Source organism: Mycobacterium sp. E740 (genome assembly GCF_001672895.1).
GTDB lineage: Bacteria > Actinomycetota > Actinomycetes > Mycobacteriales > Mycobacteriaceae > Mycobacterium.
On record NZ_LZKP01000030.1, the window covers coordinates 1 to 18,562 of the forward strand.

25 protein-coding genes are annotated in these 18,562 nt (G+C 67.9%); 13 read left to right on the forward strand and 12 right to left on the reverse strand.

What is annotated here, in order from left to right; genetic code table 11:
• On the reverse strand, positions 1-1,087 hold a 1,087-nt coding region (locus tag A5663_RS02690), incomplete at its 3' end, for an APC family permease (RefSeq protein ID WP_156744305.1).
• 87 nt (positions 1,088-1,174) lie between these two features.
• On the opposite strand from A5663_RS02690, the gene A5663_RS02695 reads away from it, so the two are divergent.
• Positions 1,175-1,846, forward strand: a complete 672-nt coding sequence (locus A5663_RS02695; RefSeq protein WP_068143625.1) for a TrkA family potassium uptake protein — start codon at positions 1,175-1,177, stop codon at positions 1,844-1,846.
• A 37-nt stretch (positions 1,847-1,883) separates the two neighbouring features.
• On the forward strand, positions 1,884-2,549 hold the full coding sequence (locus tag A5663_RS02700) for a TrkA family potassium uptake protein (RefSeq protein ID WP_068143660.1): 666 nt from the start codon (positions 1,884-1,886) through the stop codon (positions 2,547-2,549).
• A 1-nt stretch (position 2,550) separates the two neighbouring features.
• Here A5663_RS02700 and A5663_RS02705 read toward each other — a convergent pair whose 3' ends face one another.
• Positions 2,551-3,228 carry a DUF3159 domain-containing protein gene (locus A5663_RS02705; RefSeq protein ID WP_068143628.1) on the reverse strand — a complete coding sequence of 226 codons (678 nt, stop codon included), beginning with the start codon at positions 3,226-3,228 and terminating at the stop codon, positions 2,551-2,553.
• Positions 3,225-3,596 (reverse strand): OB-fold nucleic acid binding domain-containing protein, encoded by a 372-nt coding sequence (locus A5663_RS02710; protein WP_068143630.1) that lies wholly within the window; start codon positions 3,594-3,596, stop codon positions 3,225-3,227. Before A5663_RS02710 ends, A5663_RS02705 begins: the two co-directional genes overlap by 4 nt.
• Positions 3,597-3,730: 134 nt before the next feature.
• On the opposite strand from A5663_RS02710, the gene A5663_RS02715 reads away from it, so the two are divergent.
• Positions 3,731-4,429: a serine aminopeptidase domain-containing protein gene (locus tag A5663_RS02715; RefSeq protein WP_068143632.1), complete on the forward strand. Its 699-nt coding sequence runs from the start codon at positions 3,731-3,733 to the stop codon at positions 4,427-4,429.
• Positions 4,430-4,436: 7 nt separating this feature from the next.
• On the opposite strand, the gene A5663_RS02720 is transcribed toward A5663_RS02715, so the two are convergent.
• Positions 4,437-5,228, reverse strand: coding sequence for a DUF3710 domain-containing protein (locus tag A5663_RS02720; RefSeq protein WP_068143634.1), 792 nt, complete (start codon positions 5,226-5,228; stop codon positions 4,437-4,439).
• On the reverse strand, positions 5,228-5,692 hold the full coding sequence (gene dut, locus A5663_RS02725) for a dUTP diphosphatase (RefSeq protein ID WP_068143636.1): 465 nt from the start codon (positions 5,690-5,692) through the stop codon (positions 5,228-5,230). Before dut ends, A5663_RS02720 begins: the two co-directional genes overlap by 1 nt.
• A 25-nt stretch (positions 5,693-5,717) precedes the next feature.
• Between dut and A5663_RS02730 the strand changes: the two genes are divergently transcribed.
• Positions 5,718-6,194, forward strand: coding sequence for a DUF3093 domain-containing protein (locus tag A5663_RS02730; RefSeq protein ID WP_068143638.1), 477 nt, complete (start codon positions 5,718-5,720; stop codon positions 6,192-6,194).
• A 63-nt stretch (positions 6,195-6,257) separates the two neighbouring features.
• Here the strand turns inward: A5663_RS02730 and A5663_RS02735 are convergent, their stop codons facing one another.
• A complete protein-coding gene (locus A5663_RS02735; protein ID WP_068143640.1) occupies positions 6,258-6,560 on the reverse strand; it encodes a DUF4193 domain-containing protein in 303 nt (100 codons plus the stop codon).
• A 166-nt stretch (positions 6,561-6,726) separates the two neighbouring features.
• Here A5663_RS02735 and cei point away from each other — a divergent pair, with 166 nt between their 5' ends.
• Entirely contained in the window at positions 6,727-7,383 is a 657-nt protein-coding gene (gene cei, locus A5663_RS02740; RefSeq protein ID WP_068143641.1) for an envelope integrity protein Cei, read from the forward strand.
• A 30-nt stretch (positions 7,384-7,413) separates the two neighbouring features.
• Here cei and A5663_RS02745 read toward each other — a convergent pair whose 3' ends face one another.
• Complete coding sequence (locus A5663_RS02745) at positions 7,414-8,262, reverse strand: inositol monophosphatase family protein (RefSeq protein WP_068143643.1); 849 nt, start codon at positions 8,260-8,262, stop codon at positions 7,414-7,416.
• Positions 8,263-8,398: 136 nt separating this feature from the next.
• On the opposite strand from A5663_RS02745, the gene ppgK reads away from it, so the two are divergent.
• Both ppgK and A5663_RS02755 read left to right on the forward strand, forming a co-directional pair.
• Entirely contained in the window at positions 8,399-9,205 is an 807-nt protein-coding gene (gene ppgK / locus A5663_RS02750; RefSeq protein ID WP_068143645.1) for a polyphosphate--glucose phosphotransferase, read from the forward strand.
• Positions 9,206-9,408: 203 nt separating this feature from the next.
• Positions 9,409-10,947 carry an RNA polymerase sigma factor gene (locus A5663_RS02755; protein ID WP_068143663.1) on the forward strand — a complete coding sequence of 513 codons (1,539 nt, stop codon included), beginning with the start codon at positions 9,409-9,411 and terminating at the stop codon, positions 10,945-10,947.
• Between the two features lie 18 nt (positions 10,948-10,965).
• On the opposite strand, the gene A5663_RS02760 is transcribed toward A5663_RS02755, so the two are convergent.
• A complete protein-coding gene (locus A5663_RS02760) occupies positions 10,966-11,436 on the reverse strand; it encodes a hypothetical protein (protein WP_068143647.1) in 471 nt (156 codons plus the stop codon).
• 127 nt (positions 11,437-11,563) lie between these two features.
• Here A5663_RS02760 and A5663_RS02765 point away from each other — a divergent pair, with 127 nt between their 5' ends.
• On the forward strand, positions 11,564-12,670 hold the full coding sequence (locus A5663_RS02765; protein WP_068143649.1) for a methyltransferase: 1,107 nt from the start codon (positions 11,564-11,566) through the stop codon (positions 12,668-12,670).
• 23 nt (positions 12,671-12,693) lie between these two features.
• Here A5663_RS02765 and A5663_RS02770 read toward each other — a convergent pair whose 3' ends face one another.
• Complete coding sequence (locus A5663_RS02770) at positions 12,694-13,476, reverse strand: hypothetical protein (RefSeq protein ID WP_068143651.1); 783 nt, start codon at positions 13,474-13,476, stop codon at positions 12,694-12,696.
• Positions 13,477-13,507: 31 nt separating this feature from the next.
• Complete coding sequence (locus A5663_RS02775) at positions 13,508-13,867, reverse strand: DUF952 domain-containing protein (RefSeq protein WP_068143653.1); 360 nt, start codon at positions 13,865-13,867, stop codon at positions 13,508-13,510.
• Positions 13,868-13,997: 130 nt separating this feature from the next.
• Between A5663_RS02775 and A5663_RS02780 the strand changes: the two genes are divergently transcribed.
• Positions 13,998-14,192, forward strand: a complete 195-nt coding sequence (locus A5663_RS02780) for a hypothetical protein (RefSeq protein WP_068143665.1) — start codon at positions 13,998-14,000, stop codon at positions 14,190-14,192.
• Positions 14,193-14,256: 64 nt separating this feature from the next.
• Entirely contained in the window at positions 14,257-15,249 is a 993-nt protein-coding gene (locus A5663_RS02785) for a YihY/virulence factor BrkB family protein (protein WP_068143655.1), read from the forward strand.
• Here the strand turns inward: A5663_RS02785 and A5663_RS02790 are convergent.
• Positions 15,239-15,475 (reverse strand): DUF3039 domain-containing protein, encoded by a 237-nt coding sequence (locus tag A5663_RS02790; RefSeq protein ID WP_068143667.1) that lies wholly within the window; start codon positions 15,473-15,475, stop codon positions 15,239-15,241. The genes A5663_RS02785 and A5663_RS02790 overlap by 11 nt on opposite strands.
• Positions 15,476-15,541: 66 nt before the next feature.
• On the opposite strand from A5663_RS02790, the gene A5663_RS02795 reads away from it, so the two are divergent.
• From A5663_RS02795 to A5663_RS02805, 3 genes are all read left to right on the forward strand, one after another.
• Positions 15,542-15,955, forward strand: a complete 414-nt coding sequence (locus tag A5663_RS02795; RefSeq protein WP_197503269.1) for a DUF3099 domain-containing protein — start codon at positions 15,542-15,544, stop codon at positions 15,953-15,955.
• Between the two features lie 148 nt (positions 15,956-16,103).
• Positions 16,104-17,063, forward strand: a complete 960-nt coding sequence (sigB, locus tag A5663_RS02800) for a sigma-70 family RNA polymerase sigma factor SigB (RefSeq protein ID WP_068143669.1) — start codon at positions 16,104-16,106, stop codon at positions 17,061-17,063.
• Between the two features lie 146 nt (positions 17,064-17,209).
• Complete coding sequence (locus A5663_RS02805; protein ID WP_068143658.1) at positions 17,210-17,905, forward strand: metal-dependent transcriptional regulator; 696 nt, start codon at positions 17,210-17,212, stop codon at positions 17,903-17,905.
• A gap of 24 nt (positions 17,906-17,929) precedes the next feature.
• Here A5663_RS02805 and A5663_RS02810 read toward each other — a convergent pair.
• Positions 17,930-18,562, reverse strand: a 633-nt coding sequence (locus A5663_RS02810; RefSeq protein WP_156744307.1) for a DUF4192 domain-containing protein, incomplete at its 5' end; no start/stop codon positions are given.

Genomic DNA, 18,562 nt, shown 5'->3' on the forward strand with positions numbered 1-18,562 from the left:
ACTGGCGCGGAAGGTAGCGGTCCTGGGCGAGGATCGACCCGAGCACCGGGAACCCGTTGAACGCGGTGTTGGCCGCCAACAACAGGATCAGCGCCGTGACACCGGCGATGAGGAACAGCCCGATCGTGAAGTCCTGAAACACCGCGGCGGCCAACTGCGCGATCAACGTCTTCTGGTGATAATCGGCCGGAGCGCCGATCAGTTGTTCGTGCGGGCGCTCGGCGATCTGCACTCCGGTTGCCTTGGCCAGCATGATGATGCCCATGAACAAGGTGACCGCTATCAGACCCAGCAGCGCGAGCGTCGTGGCCGCGTTCCGCGACTTGGGCTTGCGGAACGCAGGCACTCCGTTGCTGATGGCTTCCACGCCGGTCAGCGCCGCGCTGCCCGACGAGAACGCCCGCGCGACGAGGAAAACCAGTGCGAAACCCATGATCTCGCCGTGCTCGGAGTGCATCTCGAAGCCGGCGGATTCCGCGCGCAGCGGTTCGCCGAGCGCGTAGATCTGGAAGAAGCCCCAGCCGAGCATCACGAACATGCCGATCATGAACGCGTACGTGGGGATCGCGAACGCGGTTCCGGACTCCCGGATTCCGCGCAGGTTCAGCGACGCGAGCAACAGGATCGCGGCGACGGCGAACAGCACCTTGTGGTGGTCGATGAACGGCACGGCCGAGCCGATGTTCGACATCGCCGACGACATCGACACCGCGACTGTGAGCACATAGTCCACCAGCAGCGCGCTCGCCACGGTCAGGCCGGCGGTCGGCCCGAGATTGGTGGTCACCACCTCGTAGTCCCCGCCGCCGGATGGATAGGCGTGCACGTTCTGCCGGTAGCTGGCGATGACGACGACCATCACGCCGGCGACAGCCAGGCCGATCCACGGCGTCATCGAGTATGCGGTCAAGCCGGCGACGGACAGCACGAGGAATATTTCTTCCGGCGCGTAGGCGACCGACGACAGCGCGTCGGAGGCGAACACCGGCAGCGCGATCCGTTTGGGCAGCAGCGTGTGCGAAAGCCGGTCGCTGCGAAACGGCTTGCCGAGGACCAACCGCCGCGCGAACCTGGAAAGCTTGGACACGAGTGCCAAGAGTAAGCCCAGCAGCGATCGGCCGCCGGAAAGCTGTAGCGTTCTGCTCTGCGCGGGTTCGACAGGAAGGACCGTGAAGTGCGTGTAGTGGTGATGGGCTGCGGCCGGGTGGGTGCCTCGCTGTCCGACAGCCTGGCCCGGATCGGTCACGACGTCGCGGTCATCGATCGCGACAGCACGGCATTTCATCGGCTCTCTCCGGAGTTCCCCGGGGAGCGGGTGCTCGGTATGGGCTTCGACCGGGATGTGCTGCTGCGGGCCGGCATCGAGGAAGCCGGCGCCTTCGCCGCCGTGTCCTCGGGCGACAACTCGAACATCATCTCGGCGCGGGTGGCCCGCGAGACGTTCGGCGTCGAGCGGGTGGTCGCCCGCATCTACGACGCCAAGCGGGCTGCGGTCTACGAGCGGCTGGGCATCCCGACGGTGGCCACCGTGCCGTGGACGACCGACCGGCTGCTCAATGTGCTGACCCGGGAGACGGAGACCGCCAAGTGGCGGGACCCGACCGGCAACGTGGGCGTCACCGAGCTGGCCATGCACGAGTCGTGGGTCGGCCGCCGCATCACGGACCTGGAGTCGGCGACCGGCGGTCGAGTGGCTTTCCTGATCCGCTTCGGTGCGGGGCTGCTGCCCGACGCCAAGACCGTCATCCAGGCCAGCGATCAGGTGTTCATGGCCGCGATCGCCGGGCATATCGCCGAAGCACTGGCCATCGCGGCATTGCCGCCCAGCGAGGATCTCGACAACTGATGAAGCGCGCGAACGACGACATCGAGGAGTGGCGCTGATGAAGGTCGCCATCGCCGGGGCCGGCGCCGTCGGCCGCTCCATCGCCCGCGAACTCGTCGACGCCCACGAGGTGACGCTGCTCGAGCGCAACCCCGACCACATCGACGTCGATGCGATCCCCGCGGCTCATTGGCGGCTCGGCGACGCATGCGAGCTGACCATGCTCGAGTCGGTTCAGCTGGAGGAGTTCGACGTCGTGATCGCCGCCACCGGCGATGACAAGGTCAACGTGGTGGTCAGCCTGTTGGCCAAGACCGAGTTCGCGGTCCCGCGCGTGGTGGCCCGCGTCAACGACCCGCGCAACGAGTGGCTGTTCGACGAGAGCTGGGGAGTCGACGTCGCGGTGTCGACCCCGCGCATGCTGGCTTCGCTCGTGGAGGAGGCCGTCGCGGTCGGCGACCTCGTGCGGCTGATGGAGTTCCGCAAGGGGCAGGCCAACCTCGTCGAAATCACCCTGCCCGATGACACCCCGTGGGGCGGCAAGCCCGTCAAGCGCCTCGAGTTGCCGCGTGACTGCACGCTGGTGACGATCCTGCGCGGCCCGCGCGTGATCGTGCCCGAGTCCGACGAGCCGCTCGAAGGCGGCGACGAGTTGTTGTTCGTGGCCGTCGCCGAAGTCGAGGACCAGCTGCAGGAACTGCTGCTGCACCCGCAGCCGCGCTGAGTCAGCCCACCGCGGCGTCGGCGGTGCTGACGGCTCGCTGCGCGGCACGGATGGCCAGATAGGTCACCAGCGCGGCGATCGCCGTCAACGGCCAGCCCATGGCGATACGCGCGACGCCCAGCCATCCGGTCTGGCCCGCGTCGTAGAGATGCTGTTGCACGACGAAGCGCGAGGCGAACACCAGCACCCAGAACAGCGTGGCGATGTCGAACGCCGTCACCGCTTTGCGCACCCGGCGCCAGTCGCGGCCGTGGCCGTTGACCCAGCTCCACACGTAACCCACTGCGGGGCGACGGATCAGCACCGAGGCCGTGAACACGGTCGCCCACAGCAGCGACATCCAGATGCCCCATAGGAAGTAGCCTTCGGACTTCCCGGTCGCGTACGCGATCAGCGCGCAGATGCCGACTCCGACGAACCCGGAGATCGCCGGCTGGGCCGACTCACGGCGGGCCAGCCGCCACGCCAGGATGACGAACGCCACCCCGAGCGCAGTCATGATCGCGGGCATCAAACCGAAGAACTGGGAGGCGGGGACGAATGCCACGACGGGCAGCGAAGAGTAGATCAGGCCGCTGATCCCGCCGATCTGCTGCAGGACGGCGTTGGCCTTGGTGATCGGCGGGGTGATCGGCGGGGTGGTCGGCGGCGTGCCCGGTTCGGTCCCGGGGTCGCTCACTTCTGAATCTCGTAGTGGGGGTTGTAGATCGCCTTGGTGCCGTTGTCGAGCTTGCCGATGCGTCCGTGCACCTTCAGCGTGCGGCCCGACTCGATGCCGGGGATGCGTCGCTGGCCGAGCCAGACCAGCATGACCGTGTCGGTGCCGTCGAAGAGTTCGGCCTTCACACCGCCGGCGCACGCCTTGCCGTTGCACTCGACGCTGCGCAAGGTGCCGACCATCGTGACTTCCTGACCGCGCTGACAGTCGATCGCCCGCTGGGCGCCTGTCGAGGCGGCTTCGTCGTTGAGCTCCTCGACGTCGAGCTGCTCCGGGTCTTCTGTCAACCGCCGGGTGAGCCGGCGCAGATACCCTTCGGCCGTTGCCATGGCCTCTCCTGACCTATCGCAGATCCACCATGGATCTACCCAATCAAACGCCACCGTAGACCTGTTGGTTCCGATTTGCCACGGGGGGTCGGGTCGGTGTGCCGGGCGGTCGCGCGGCCGGGCACGATCGAGGCATGGCGGTCAATCTGCGCGGCGTCACCGCGGTGTTGTTGCCCGGTACGGGCTCCGACGACGATTTCGTCGCCCGGGCGTTTTCGCACGCGTTGCGCGACCACGGGGCGGCGCTGATCAACCCTGCTCCGCAGCCGCACCGCCTCCTCGACGGTTACCGCGATGCGCTTGATGACGCGGCCGCAACCGGTCCCGTCGTCGTGGGCGGGGTGTCGATCGGCGCCGCGGTGGCCGTCGCATGGGCGTTGGCGCATCCGGACCGGACAGTCGCGGTGCTCGCGGCGCTGCCGGCGTGGACCGGTTCGCCGCAGTCGGCTCCGGCGGCGGCGGCCGCGCGACACTCCGCGCAGGCGCTGCGTCGCGACGGGCTGGCCGCCACCACCGCGGCGATGCGAGCGTCCAGCCCGCAGTGGCTGGCCGACGAGTTGGCCCGGTCGTGGCGTGGACAATGGCCCGCGCTGCCCGACGCGATGGACGCAGCGGCGAGCTATGTTGCGCCCACTCGGGCGGAACTGCAGCGGTTGGCCGTCCCGCTCGGCGTCGCCGCGGCCACCGACGATCGGGTGCACCCCTTCGAGATCGCCACCGAGTGGGTGAGCGCGGCGCCGCGGGCTGCCCTGCGTACGTTCACCCTCGACCAGATGGGCGTCGACGCGGCAGTGGTCGGCATCGAGTGTGTGGCGGCGTTGCTGTCGGCGTGACGGGCTCTCAGCCGCCGGTGATCGTGCGCAGCTGCTGCATCGCCGAGCCTTGCGCGCTGCGCCGCGCGACCGGCTCGGCGGGCGGCGGCTCCTGCTCGCCGGCCTGCTGTTGCGCCTGCTGGGCGGCGGCCTGCTCGGCGGCGGCGCGCAGCTGGTTGGCCATCGGTTCGGGCAACTCGACGGCCAGCGGCGTGCGCACCGGTAGCGGAGTGTCGCCGCGACGAATCACCGTGTCCGCCAAGGCTTCCCGCGCCTCGGCCGCCAGCGCCTCGAAGTGTTCCTCGAGCCCGTTGACGACGCAGCGGATCATCCAGCGGTATCCGTCGACGCCGATGAACCGCACTACGCCGGGCTGGCCCTGCTGAGCGGCCTGAGCCTGCTCCACGGACGCCACGCCGATCACCTCGCGGCCCCACGGACCGTCCTGGATCGACACTTTCGCGCCGTCTTTGCGCAACGAGTCGGCCAGTTCCGCGGCGATCTCGCGCCACAGGCTGCCCGTCTTGGGGGCGGCGTAGGCCGCGATGGTGAACCGGCCGTGCGGGGTCACGACCCACACCGCGCTCGGCACTCCCAGCGGGGTGAGTTCGACTTGCACCTGACCGCCGGCGGGAAGTGGTATCAGGACCGAGCCGAGGTCCAGCCGTCCGGTGGCGGCAGCTTCGGCGTCGTCGAAGTCCTCGATGTCGAACGGGCCCTCCAACTCATTGTCGACCTCAGTCACGTCCCGCTCGGCCCCTCCGGTGCGCGCCTCAGCGTCGCTGGATTCGTCGTTGTCTCTGCGTTTTCCGAATGCCATCACAAACTCGCATGTCCGCCGGAGGAGCCGTGGCCGCCGCCGCCACGGGATGTGTCGCCGAGGCCGGCCTCGTCGAACGACGTGACCTCGACCAGTTCGGGAAGTTCGACCCGCTGAACCAGCAGCTGCGCGATGCGGTCTCCGCGGTGCACGACGATCGGCGCCTGCGGGTCGAGGTTGATCAGCGAAACCTTGATTTCGCCGCGATACCCCGCATCGATCGTTCCGGGGCTGTTCACTATCGAAAGCCCTACGCGCGCAGCCAATCCCGACCGCGGATGGACCAGCCCCACCATCCCGTGCGGGATGGCCACCGCGATGCCGGTCGGCACCAGCGCGCGGTGGCCGGGCGGCAGTTCGACGTCGAGCGCACTGAAAAGGTCGACGCCCGCATCGCCGTCGTGGGCGCGGCTGGGCATCGGCAGATCAGGGTCGAGGCGCACGACCGCCAGAGTGGTGGGCACGACGTCAGAGATTACTCTTGGCCGCGTGTCCGACACGCGCGCCACGTCGCAATCCGTGCGCTACCGCGAGCGGCTCTGGGTGCCGTGGTGGTGGTGGCCGCTGGGGCTCGGGCTCGCGGCGTTGATCGCCGTCGAAGTGACGATGGGCGTACCCCGGATCCCCGAATGGCTTCCCTATGCACTGCTGCTGCCGGTCGCGGTCGTCGTGCTGTTGTGGCTGGGCCGCACCGAGGTGCTCGTGGTCGGCGGTCCCGAGGGCACCGAGCTGAGGGCGGGACCTGCGCACCTGCCCGTCGACGTCATCGCCCGCTCGGCTGAAGTGCCGCGCAGCGCCAAGTCCGCGGCGCTGGGCCGGCAGCTCGATCCGGCCGCGTACGTCGTGCACCGGGCGTGGGTGGGCCCGATGGTTCTGGTGGTTCTCGACGATCCGGACGATCCCACTCCGTACTGGCTGGTGAGTTGCCGGCATCCGGAGCGGGTGCTGGCGGCGCTCCGCAGCTGAGCTGCGAATTCAACCTGCGCAGCTGAGCTGCGAATTGAACCTGCGCAGCTGAACGGACCGGCGCTAGGCCGCGCAGTCCGAACAGATCATCACTCCGTTCTTCTCGCTCGCCAGCCGGCTGCGGTGGTGCACCAGGAAGCAACTCGAGCAGGTGAACTCGTCGGCCTGCTTGGGGATCACCCGCACCGACAGTTCCTCACCGGACAGGTCGGCGCCGGGCAGTTCGAAGGACTCCGCGGATTCCGACTCGTCGACGTCGACAACAGCCGACTGGGCCTCGTTACGCCGCGCCTTCAACTCCTCGAGCGAATCCTCCGAGACGTCATCGGCCTCGGTGCGCCGCGGGGCGTCGTAATCGGTAGCCATCCTCGTCCCCTCTGAATAAACCTTGTGCGACAGAGCTTTGTACCAGCGTCGAACGCATCCGCCAAACGATTCGTGCCCGTATTGGTACCCGTTCCACTGTGATTTATGTCACACGCTGCATCGTTCCCTGGGAACCGGCCGGCGTCGCGGGCCTTAGAGTGCACACGTGGTCGCGCAAATCACCCAGGGAACCGCGTTCGACGAGCACGGTCGTCCTTTTCGTCGACGGAACTTCCTGCCGGCGATCCTGTTGTTCGCCGCGTTGGCGGTGGTGACCCTGCTCGTCTGGGTCATCGCGCTCAGCCGTCCGGTCGAAGTCCCCGAGGCGGCCATCTGCAATCGCCCTCCGGCACCCACCGACCCGGCCGCGCCGGCCCCGGCACTGGGCGTGCAGGTTTCGCGCGCCGACATGGTCGACGTTGCTCCCGCCCGCTTGGCCGACACTCGGGTCAAAGTGCTCAACGCCAGCGGCCAGGGCGGCCAGGCCGCCGAGGTGGCGGGGGCGCTCAAGGATCTGGGGTTCAACGATCCGACCGCCACCAACGACCCCGTCTACGCGGCAACCCGGCTGGAGTGCCAGGGGCAGATCCGGTTCGGCGAAGCCGGACGCGCCGCCGCCGCCGCGGTGTGGCTGGTCGCGCCGTGCACCGAGCTGTTCCAGGACGACCGCGGCGACGACAGCGTCGACCTTGCGCTCGGCACCGAGTTCACCGAGTTGAGCAGCAGCGACGACATCGAGGCGATGCTGGCCAGCCTGCGGCCGGACGCCACCCAGCCGGCCGACCCGGCACTGCTGTCCAAGATCCACTCAGAGACTTGCTGAGCGTATCCGGTTGTCCTGCAACATGTTTCGCTAGAGTGCGCCCGCGCGTCGCAGAGCGGCTTCCAGCTCCGGCGCGACGGCCGGCGCAGCGGCGAGGATGAAGCCGGGGTCGCCGACCGGCCCCCCACCCGGAGGCAACCGCACCGCGGCGCCCGCTTCGGCGGCGATCAGCGCGCCGGCCGCCCAGTCCCACAGATGGACGCCGTCCTCGTAATAGGCGTCGAGTTGGCCGTCGGCCACCATGCACAGATCGAGGGCACACGAGCCGATGCGGCGTACGTCGCGCACCGCAGGCAGCATCTGGGTCAGCACCTCGGCCTGCCTGGCCCGCTGCTCACGGTCATAGGAGAAGCCGGTGCCCAGCAATGACGTCGACAGCTCATCGGCGGCACTCGCGCGCAACGGCGTGGCGACGTCTCCACGTCGCACGAGCGCGCCGTGGCCGACCGCGGCCGAATAGACAGCGCCTGCAGGCACATTCGCGACCGCACCCGCCAACGACGCCCCGTCGCGCTGCACGGCGACCGACACCGCGTACGCCGCCAGCCCGTAGACGAAGTTGACCGTGCCGTCGATCGGATCGAGCACCCAGCTCAGCTCTCCGCCGCGCGGGGGCGTGCCCCCTTCCTCTTCGCCGAGCACATGCTCGCCGGGACGCAGCACCTCGAGCCGGCCGCGGATCAGCCGTTCGGTCTCGGTGTCGACGACCGTCACCGGGTCGGTCGGCGAACTCTTCGTCCGCACGCCGGCCGTCTCCCGCGAGCTGCCGGAATTGCCGAAAACCTCTGCGCGCCGCCGCCGCACGAACGCGGCGGCCTCGGTGGCCAGCTGCTCGGCGACCGAGCGCAGCAGGACGGGATCGTCGTCGTCAGCGGGCATTCACACATCGCAGCATGTTCTTGCGACGTTGTCGCGCCTGCTTGCCCGACACCCCAACGCCGTCGTTCCAGAGCCATTAAGGTGTGGGACGCATGAACGGGCCGGGGCACGCTTGGCAGGAGTAAGAGGAGCGCTGATGACCGCGACCGATTCACCCACCGTCGCGCCGAGCGCCGACCGGGCTCCCCGTCGCGGATTCGGCATCGACGTGGGCGGCAGCGGCGTCAAGGGCGGCATCGTCGACCTTGACACCGGACAGTTGATCGGTGAGCGGTTCAAGTTGCCCACTCCGCAGCCGGCGACCCCGGATGCCGTCGCTGCGACCGTCGCGGCGGTGGTCCGCGAGTTCGGCTGGACGGGCAGCCTCGGGGTGACGTATCCGGGCGTGGTCACCGACGGAATCGTGCGGACCGCGGCGAACGTCGACAAGGGCTGGATCGGCGTGAACGCCCGGGACGCGATCATGTCCCATCTCGGCGGCCAGCCGGTGACGGTTCTCAACGACGCCGATGCCGCCGGGCTGGCTGAGGAGAGGTTCGGCGCCGGACGCGACAACACCGGCGTCATCGTCCTGCTGACGTTCGGCACCGGCATCGGCTCGGCGGTGATCCACAACGGCGCTCTGCTGCCCAACACGGAGTTCGGCCACATCGAGGTCGGCGGCAAGGAAGCCGAGCACCGCGCCGCCTCGTCGGTCAAGGAACGCAAGGGCTGGAACTATGAGCGCTGGGCGGTCGAGGTGACCAAAGTGCTGGTGGCGGTCGAGAACGCGATCTGGCCGGATCTGTTCATCGCCGGTGGCGGCATCAGCCGCAAGGCCGACAAGTGGGTTCCGCTGCTGAAGAACCGCACGCCGGTGGTGGCGGCGGCGCTGCAGAACACAGCTGGAATCGTCGGCGCCGCGATGGCCGCCGAGGTGGACGTCACAGCTACCGTCGAGTAGGCGCGCCGGAAGGCCCGTAATTTGGCGCGCGAGGCGGCGTTATCCCACACTGTCGTTACAATGGTCGACGGCGGCCGCAAGCCTGGATAGCGGCGATTATCAACCGCCGATATTCGACAGCCGACGCTCTTCGATGGGGCACGCCCTCTCCGCGCTTCGCGGTGGACCCAGCCCGCGATGAGTAGCACGAGGAAAGGGTGTACGTGGCAGCGACAAAGGCCAGCCTGGCAACCGATGAGCAGGTGAAGCGCACCGCTACCAAGGCCGCCCCCGCGAAGAAGACCGCGGCGAGCCGCGATTCCGGCACCGCTACCAAGGCGCCCGCGAAGAAGGCCGCCAAGACCGCGACCAAGGCGCCGGCGAAGAAGGCCGCAACCGCGTCAGCGAAGGCGCCCGCCAAGCGCGCGACGAAAGCTGCCAAGACCGCAGCCCCGCGCGGGCGTGCCAAGAAGGCCACCGCCGCAGAACCCGAGACCACCAAGGCCGCCGACGTCGACGCCGAGGACCTCGACACCGACGACCTCGAAGTCGAGCCCGGCGACGACCTCGCGGTCGAGGACGCCGACCTCGATCTGGAGGATCTCGAAGTCGCCGACGAGGAAGACACCGAGGACGAGGCCGCCGACGACGAGGACACCGAGGACGGTGCCGAAGCGGCCGAGGGCGACGCCCCGGCGGCGGAGTCCGGCGCAGAAGCCGCCGCAGCCGAGGACGAGGAGATCGCCGAACCCTCGGAGAAGGACAAGGCCTCGGGCGACTTCGTCTGGGACGAAGAGGAATCCGAGGCGCTGCGCCAGGCCCGCAAGGACGCGGAGCTGACCGCGTCCGCCGACTCGGTTCGCGCCTACCTCAAGCAGATCGGCAAGGTCGCCCTGCTCAACGCCGAGGAGGAGGTCGAGCTGGCCAAGCGCATCGAGGCCGGCTTGTACGCCACCCAGTTGATGGCAGAGAAGGCCGCCAAAGGCGAGAAGTTCACGCCGACGGAACGCCGCGACATGACCTGGATCTGTCGCGACGGTGACCGCGCGAAAAACCATCTGCTGGAAGCCAACCTGCGCCTGGTGGTGTCGCTGGCCAAGCGCTACACCGGCCGCGGCATGGCGTTCCTCGACCTCATCCAGGAAGGCAACCTGGGCCTGATCCGCGCGGTCGAGAAGTTCGACTACACCAAGGGCTACAAGTTCTCGACCTACGCGACGTGGTGGATCCGCCAGGCGATCACGCGGGCGATGGCCGACCAGGCCCGCACCATCCGGATTCCGGTGCACATGGTCGAGGTGATCAACAAGCTCGGTCGTATCCAGCGCGAGCTGCTCCAGGATCTGGGCCGCGAACCCACGCCCGAAGAGCTCGCCAAGGAAATGGACATCACGCCGGAGAAGGTGCTGGAGATCCAGCAGTACGCGCGTGAGCCAATCTCGCTGGACCAGACCATCGGCGACGAGGGCGATTCGCAGCTCGGCGACTTCATCGAGGACTCCGAGGCCGTGGTGGCGGTCGACGCGGTGTCGTTCACGCTGCTGCAGGACCAGCTGCAGTCGGTGCTCGAGACGCTGTCCGAGCGCGAGGCCGGAGTCGTGCGGCTGCGCTTCGGGCTGACCGACGGCCAGCCGCGCACGCTCGACGAGATCGGTCAGGTGTACGGCGTGACGCGCGAACGGATCCGCCAGATCGAGTCGAAGACGATGTCGAAGTTGCGCCACCCCAGCCGGTCTCAGGTGCTGCGCGACTACCTGGACTGAGCCTGCGGGCCCGGTCGGTTACAGCGGCGCGGGCCCGACCTTGGTCACCGTGATGTCGTTCGAACCGTTGGTGACGGTGCCGTCGCAGATTCCGGGTTCGCGGTAGGAGCGGACGCCCTCGCCCGACGCGGCGTCCCATGCGAAGTCGATCGAGAGATCATGGGTCGAGCCGTCCTCACACGTCAGCGCGTTCGGGGTGTTGACGCCGCGCATGATCCACCAACCGACGTTCCAGTGCGCGTCGGCGCTCCAGAACGGCGTCTTCCGCTCGGCGTCCTCGGCGCCGTATTCCGTGACGTGCACACACTGTGGCGTGTCTTGCGCACACGGCGTGACCACCCAGGTCGCCGTGACCCACGGGTATACGGCGTCGTAGGTGCCGACCGCGTTCTGCGAGATCTGGTCCGTGCCGTACGCCGGGGCCGCGACTCCCACCGCGACGACGCCCGCCCCGACCACCGACGCCACAGCCAGCCGCTTGAATCCCATCGTTCTCCTCGTCGTCGGCCCCAGCGATACCCCTCGCCGAGTGTCGGGTTGTGCGACACGATTTCGCGTCGAGCGTACGTCAACCCGACGCTCGGTCAATGGCGCGGTAGGGCGGGTGAACCTGTTAATGTCTCCCGCCGTGCCCAACAAGCCCGCAAACGTGCCGCCGATGTTCGCCATTCGCGTTGTCAACCGGTTGCGCGCAGCGCTGCAGCATCTGCACCGCGCGACCGTGCCGGGAAGCGTCGCGATCCTGGAGATGGCGACCGGCGCATGGACGACGCAGACGATGTACGCCGCCGCCAAGCTGGGAGTCGCCGACCAGTTGGCGAACGGACCTGCGCGCGCGGCGGATGTCGCCGAGCGGGTCGGCGCGGACCCCGATGCCCTGTACCGGCTGATGCGGGCGTTGGCGTCGAAGGGTCTGCTCGACCACCGCCGGGACGACACCTTCAGCCTGACCAGGGCGGGTCAGGCGATGCGCTCGGATGTGCCGGACTCGATGCGCGACATGGTTCTGTTCATCGGCCACAAGGCTCGGTGGGAGGACTGGGGCGAGCTGTTGCACTCGGTGCAGACCGGCGAGCCGGCCGCGGTGAAACTGCGCGGCATGCCGTACTTCGAATACCTCGAGACCGACCCCGAACTGGCTCAGGTGTTCAACAACGCGATGACCGCGACCAGCGGGATGACCAACGAGATCGCGCTCAGCCAATACGATTTCACGAACTTCCGACTGATCGTGGACGTGGGCGGCGGGCACGGCCTGCTGCTCTCGACCATCCTGAAGTACGCCCCGCAGGCGCGCGGCGTCGTCTACGACCTGCCGTCGGTGGTCTCGGGCGCCGAGACGACCTTGAAAGCCGCTGGGGTGGCCGACCGTTGCACCGCACAGGGCGGCTCGTTCCTGGAAAGCGTCCCCAGCGGCGGCGACGCGTACGTGATGAAGAACATCATCCACGACTGGGACGACGAGTCAGCGTTGACGATCCTGCGCAACATCCGCACCGCGATCGCGCCGGACGGCAAGCTGCTGCTCTTCGAGATGGTGCTGCCCGAGCGTGCCACGTCGTTCGTCGGCTTCCAGCTCGACCTCGAGATGCTCGTGACAGTCGGCGGTAAGGAGCGCACCCGCGCCGACTACGCGGAGCTGCTGCGCCGCGCCGGTTTTCGTCTGGACAGCGTCACCGACACCGTCACGCCGATCTCGATCGTCGAGGCGTCGCCCGTCTAGACCGGCTTGGGCCTAACGCAGGCCTAACGCTTCTTGTCGCGCACCTTGTAGGTCGACGGCCAGGACTCGCGCGTCTCGTCGCCCGTCAGCGGGACGCCCTTGCTGCCGATCTTGATGTCGTACGCCTCCTTGCCCGGGCCGACCTCACGGTTGGCGTGCTCGGTGGCCAGATACATCAGCTGATCGATCTCGGCCTCCGCGAACGCGACGAACGACGTCTTGCGGACGATGTCGTCCGCGCCGGCGGCGATGCGGTCCGGCAGCACCCGTGTCGCGAACGCCGCCGCGGCCAACAAGGCGAACGGGATGACCCAGTAGCAGACGAACGACAGCGGTGTCCTGGTGTCGAGGATGGTCGCATCGCCGTACACGATCGGCGGGATCGCCGACGACAGCGCCATGCCGCCGAAGGCCGCGACCCAGATCCAGGTCAGCAGTGAGGTGATCTTCGCGAACAGCTCGCTGTTGACGACGTGCGGCGGCTGACCCACCTCGGCGAACTCCCGCACGAACGGCTTTCCGATCAGCACGCCGGTCAGCGCCACCAGGAAGATGCCGGCGTTGCTCAGCGGCTGCATCCAGCGTTCCATGAACGACTGGTCGAGCGTGAAGGTCAGCACAGTGAGCACCAAAAACGTTGCCAGAGCTCCGATTTCGAGAACCCTGCCAGGGCCGCCGCGCAGTCTGCCAAACGTGAACGCCGCGACCGCGACCGTCAGAGCGATCAGCACCGCGACGGTGAAGGGAACATTGCCGACGAGCACCCAGTACACAATCCACGGTGCGAGACCTAACAGAATGCCCACGATTTGTAAGTGTACGTAGCACCCCTGCGACTCAGGATGCGACCGCGGTGAACCGTCCGTCGGGGCCGGGCAGGTATGAAGTGACGCTTATCACAGCACTCGCCGGCAGCGGCCCGTACAGATGTGGGAACACCATCCCCACGGGATCAGCGGGCACACCGGGTTCCCAGCGAACGGGAGAGGACAGCCGTGCGGCGTCGATGCGAAGCAGCACCAAGTCGGTCCGGCCGGCGTAGAGCCGGTTCGCCGGCAGGTGCACTTGCTCCGGTGTCGACAGGTGCACGAATCCGTTCGCCTCGAGCGAACCGGGCCGATGCTCACCCGATGCTTGGGCCGATCGCCACTCGTCCTTGCTACACAGGTGGACCAGCACGGGCGACGCGGCGTTCATACGACCAGCCTGCCGTGTCGGCAACTCGAGGTAACGGTGAGACACGACACACCGGTAAAGCCTTTGGGAACAAGGCCGGAAGCCAAAACGTCTGAGACAGTAGATGTACGCGAACACCACGGAGGTCCGCATGACGAACGCAACGCTCACCAGTCCCCCACTGACCCGGGCTGACCGCTGCGATCGCTGCGGTGCCGGCGCCCGGGTGCGCGCCAAGCTCCCCTCCGGAGCGGAGTTGCTCTTCTGCCAGCATCACGCCAACGAGCACGAGACCAAGCTGGTCGAGTTGGCCGCCGTCCTCGAAGTCAGCCCGGTGGAGGCATAGCACCCGACACGGCTGACCGCCGCGCTGGGCAGGAGCAGGTCTCGTCAGGAATGCTGGACTGGTCATGACTCGCCAGTCCCAGCCGTTGCCGAGGAAGCCGTCGCGCCACCACATCCGACACCTTGTGCGGCGCACGTTGTCCAAGAGCTGGGACGACTCGATCTTCTCGGAGTCGGCGCAGGCCGCCTTCTGGTCCGCGCTGTCGCTGCCACCGCTGCTGCTCGGCATGCTGGGCAGCTTGGCCTACATCGCTCCCCTGTTCGGCCCGGAGACACTTCCGACCATCCAGGACCAGATCATCGATACGGCGGGCCGGTTCTTCTCGAGCAACGTGGTCACCGAGATCATCGAGCCGACGATCCGCGACATCGTTCGTGGCGCGCGCGGCGAGGTGGTCTCGGTCGGCTTCGTGATCTCGCTGTGGGCGGGCTCGTCGGCGATATCGGCCTTTGTCGACTCGATCACCGAAGCGCACGACCAGACTCCGCTGCGCCATCCCGTCCGGCAGCGTTTCTACGCGCTCGGGCTGTACGTGGTGATGTTGGTCGGCGCGATCCTGACCGCGCCGTTCATCGCGCTGGGCCCCCGCAAGATCACCGAGTACATTCCGGCCGGCTTGGCTCACATCCTGCAGTTCGGTTACTACCCGGTGGTGATCGTCGGCTTGGTCGTGGCGGTCAACATCCTCTACCGGGTGTCATTGCCGAACCCGCTGCCCTCGCACCGGCTGCTGCTGGGTTCGGTGCTGGCCACCCTGGTGTTCCTGGCGGCGACGTTCGGGCTGCGCTTCTATCTGACGTGGATCACCGCGACCGGCTACACCTACGGTGCGCTGGCGACGCCGATCGCGTTCCTGTTGTTCGCGTTCTTCCTCGGGTTCGCGATCATGATCGGCGCCGAGCTCAATGCCGCGGTCGAGGAGGAGTGGCCCGCACCGGTCACCCATGCCAAGCGGTTCCGGTGGTGGCTGAAGGCGAAGGCCGACAACCGCAACGGGGCGGCGGTCGACGAACCCGCGGAGCGCTCGTCGGAGACCGCCGACCGGCTTACTTCTTGAGCTTTTCGTAGATGCGCTTGCAGTCCGGGCACACCGGAGAGCCCGGCTTGGCGGACTTGGTCACCGGGAAGACCTCGCCGCACAGCGCGACGACGTGCGTTCCCATCACTGCACTCTCGGCGATCTTGTCCTTCTTGACGTAATGGAAGTACTTCGGAGTGTCGTCGTCAGTCCCGTCGTCGACGCGTTCGTCGGTATCGGTGCGCTCGATCGTCTGGGTTTGCATGACCCCCATTTTGCCCGTAAGAAAACCGACCCGTACAGCGGCGCGACAATGTGGAACAGTGGAGGTATGAAACAAGGCCCCGAGCTGAGTTTCGACGACGACGGTCGGCCCGTGCTCATCACGCGCGCCGCTCCCGCCTACGAGGAGCAGCACCGCCAGCGGGTGCGCAAGTACTTGACCCTGATGTCGTTTCGGATCCCGGCTCTCGTGTTCGCCGCGGTCGCCTACGGCGTCTGGCACAACGGCTTGATCTCGTTGGGGATTCTGGTGGCCTCCATCCCGCTGCCGTGGATCGCCGTGCTCATCGCCAACGACCGCCCGCCGCGGCGACCCGAAGAGCCGCGGCGCTATGACGCTGCGCGCCGCGCCGCCACGCTCGGCGCCAGCGAGCGCCCCGCGCTGGAGCAGGGCCTGACTTTTGACGCGGCTGCCCCGCCGCAACCCGACGGACGCGGCTTCCGCGGCGATGTTCCCAGCTGAGCCGCTTCTATTCCTTTTCTAAGGACATTCTCAGGTCGCCGCCGAGAAACCGCTGATCAGAAGGTGTGAACCGGCAATCGCCTGGGAACTCTTTGGACTGCGTGGGCGTTGTAGCTCATGACAGTTCGACTTGATCCAGGAGGCCGTCATGGCAAATGCCAGCACCATCCGCGTCGACCACGACCTGGACGCGCAGAGTCCAGCCGCTGACCTCGTGCGCGTGTATCTGAATGGCATTGGCAAAACGGCCCTGCTCAACGCCGCCGACGAGGTGGAACTCGCAAAGCGCATCGAGGCCGGGCTTTATGCCAAGCACTTGCTCGAAACGCGGAAGCGCTTGGGCGAGAACCGCAAACGTGATCTTGCCGCGGTGGTCCGCGACGGCGAGGCCGCACGCCGGCATCTGCTCGAAGCCAACCTGCGGCTCGTCGTGTCGCTGGCCAAGCGTTACACCGGCCGCGGCATGCCGTTGCTCGACCTGATCCAGGAGGGCAACCTGGGCCTGATCCGGGCGATGGAGAAGTTCGACTACGCCAAGGGATTCAAGTTCTCGACGTACGCCACGTGGTGGATCCGTCAGGCGATCACGCGCGGCATGGCGGACCAGAGCCGCACGATCCGGCTGCCGGTGCATCTGGTCGAGCAGGTGAACAAGCTCGCGCGGATCAAGCGCGAGATGCACCAGAACCTCGGTCGCGAGGCGACCGACGAAGAGTTGGCGGCCGAATCCGGTATCCCGGTGGAGAAGATCACCGATCTGCTGGAGCACAGCCGCGACCCGGTGAGCCTCGACATGCCGGTGGGCAGCGACGAGGAAGCGCCGCTGGGTGACTTCATCGAGGACGCCGAGGCCATGTCGGCCGAGAACGCGGTGATCTCCGAGCTGCTGCACACCGACATCCGGCACGTGCTCGCGACGCTCGACGAGCGCGAACAGCAGGTGATCCGGTTGCGGTTCGGGCTCGACGACGGGCAGCCACGCACTCTCGACCAGATCGGCAAGCTCTTCGGGCTGTCCCGTGAGCGGGTCCGACAGATCGAGCGCGAGGTGATGGCCAAGCTCCGCAACGGCGAACGCGCCGATCGCCTGCGCTCGTACGCCAGCTAGACCCCCCGTTCACGATCCCCGCCGGTACGCCGGCGGGGATCGTGTCCTTGTGCGCGCTGATCGTGGCACGCGAACTGCGCCACCGACCGAAGAACGCAGTTCAGGCCCGTAGGCCGGTAGACTCACCCGTGACGAAGGGTTAGCGGATGAACGATCTAGTCGACACCACAGAGATGTACCTGCGGACGATCTACGACCTCGAGGAAGAGGGCGTGGTGCCTTTGCGTGCACGCATCGCGGAGCGGCTCGATCAAAGCGGCCCGACGGTGAGCCAGACGGTTTCCCGGATGGAGCGCGACGGCTTGCTGCACGTCGCCGGGGACCGCCACCTCGAACTCACCGACAAGGGCCGCGCGCTGGCCGTCGCCGTCATGCGCAAGCATCGACTCGCCGAGCGACTGCTGGTCGACGTGATCGGCCTGCCGTGGGAGGAAGTACACGCCGAGGCCTGCCGCTGGGAACACGTGATGAGCGAGGACGTCGAGCGCCGACTCGTCCAGGTCCTCGACAACCCGACCACCTCGCCTTTCGGCAATCCCATTCCCGGCCTGTCGGAACTGGGGTTGATCGGTCAGTCGTCGGGCGGCGACGGCATGAACCTGGTTCGGCTGACCGAGTTGCCCGCCGGCATGCCCGTCGCGGTCGTGGTGCGGCAGCTGACCGAACACGTCCAGGGCGATGCCGATCTGATCAGCAGGCTCAAGGACGCCGGTGTGGTGCCCAACGCCCGGGTGACCGTGCAGATCAACGATCTCGGCGGCGTGATGATCGTGATCCCCGGCCACGAACAGGTCGAGCTGCCTCACCACATGGCGCACGCGGTCAAGGTCGAGAAGGTCTGACCCGTCCAGCTCGGCCGGTTGCGCTCAGCCGGCCCGTCGGCGAAACGCCCGCCGCGCCGGTAACCGCACCCCCAGCTGTTCGGCCAACCGGTAACCCGTCGTAGCGAGGTCGCGGATCTGTTCGGGCCGCAGTCCCGACTGCAGTGCGGTGTCGAGCATGCCGGCCATCCGATGCGTGCCGTCACAGCGCAGCGCCGCCTCCAACGACACCCCCGCCAGTGGACCGTCGCCCCGGACGTAGGCCGAAAAGGCAAGCAGCACAAGTGCTTCGGTCCGCCACGGCGCGGGAAGTCGCCGCGAAAGCTCGGCCCACAGCGACTCGGCGGGTGCCGCGCTCTCCCCGACCGCCAGCGCGTAGAGCGTGTCGCGCACCTGCAGATCGGTCAGCGCGGCCGCGATCCGAACCAAGGTCTCGTCGGGCAGGTCGCTGCCGTCGGCGATGCGGGTGGTCGCGGCGATGGCCGCCTCGATGTCGCGGCGCGCCGAGCTGCAGGACGTCATCGCGGTGACCGATCCCGCCCGCGCGGCGGCCCTGGGCGGGCTCATCGCCGATGCGCAGGCCGGTCGGTCACCCGCCGACGCGCGCCGCGACATCGAGGCGGCCATCGCCGCGACCACCCGCATCGCCGACGGCAGCGACCTGCCCGACGAGACCTT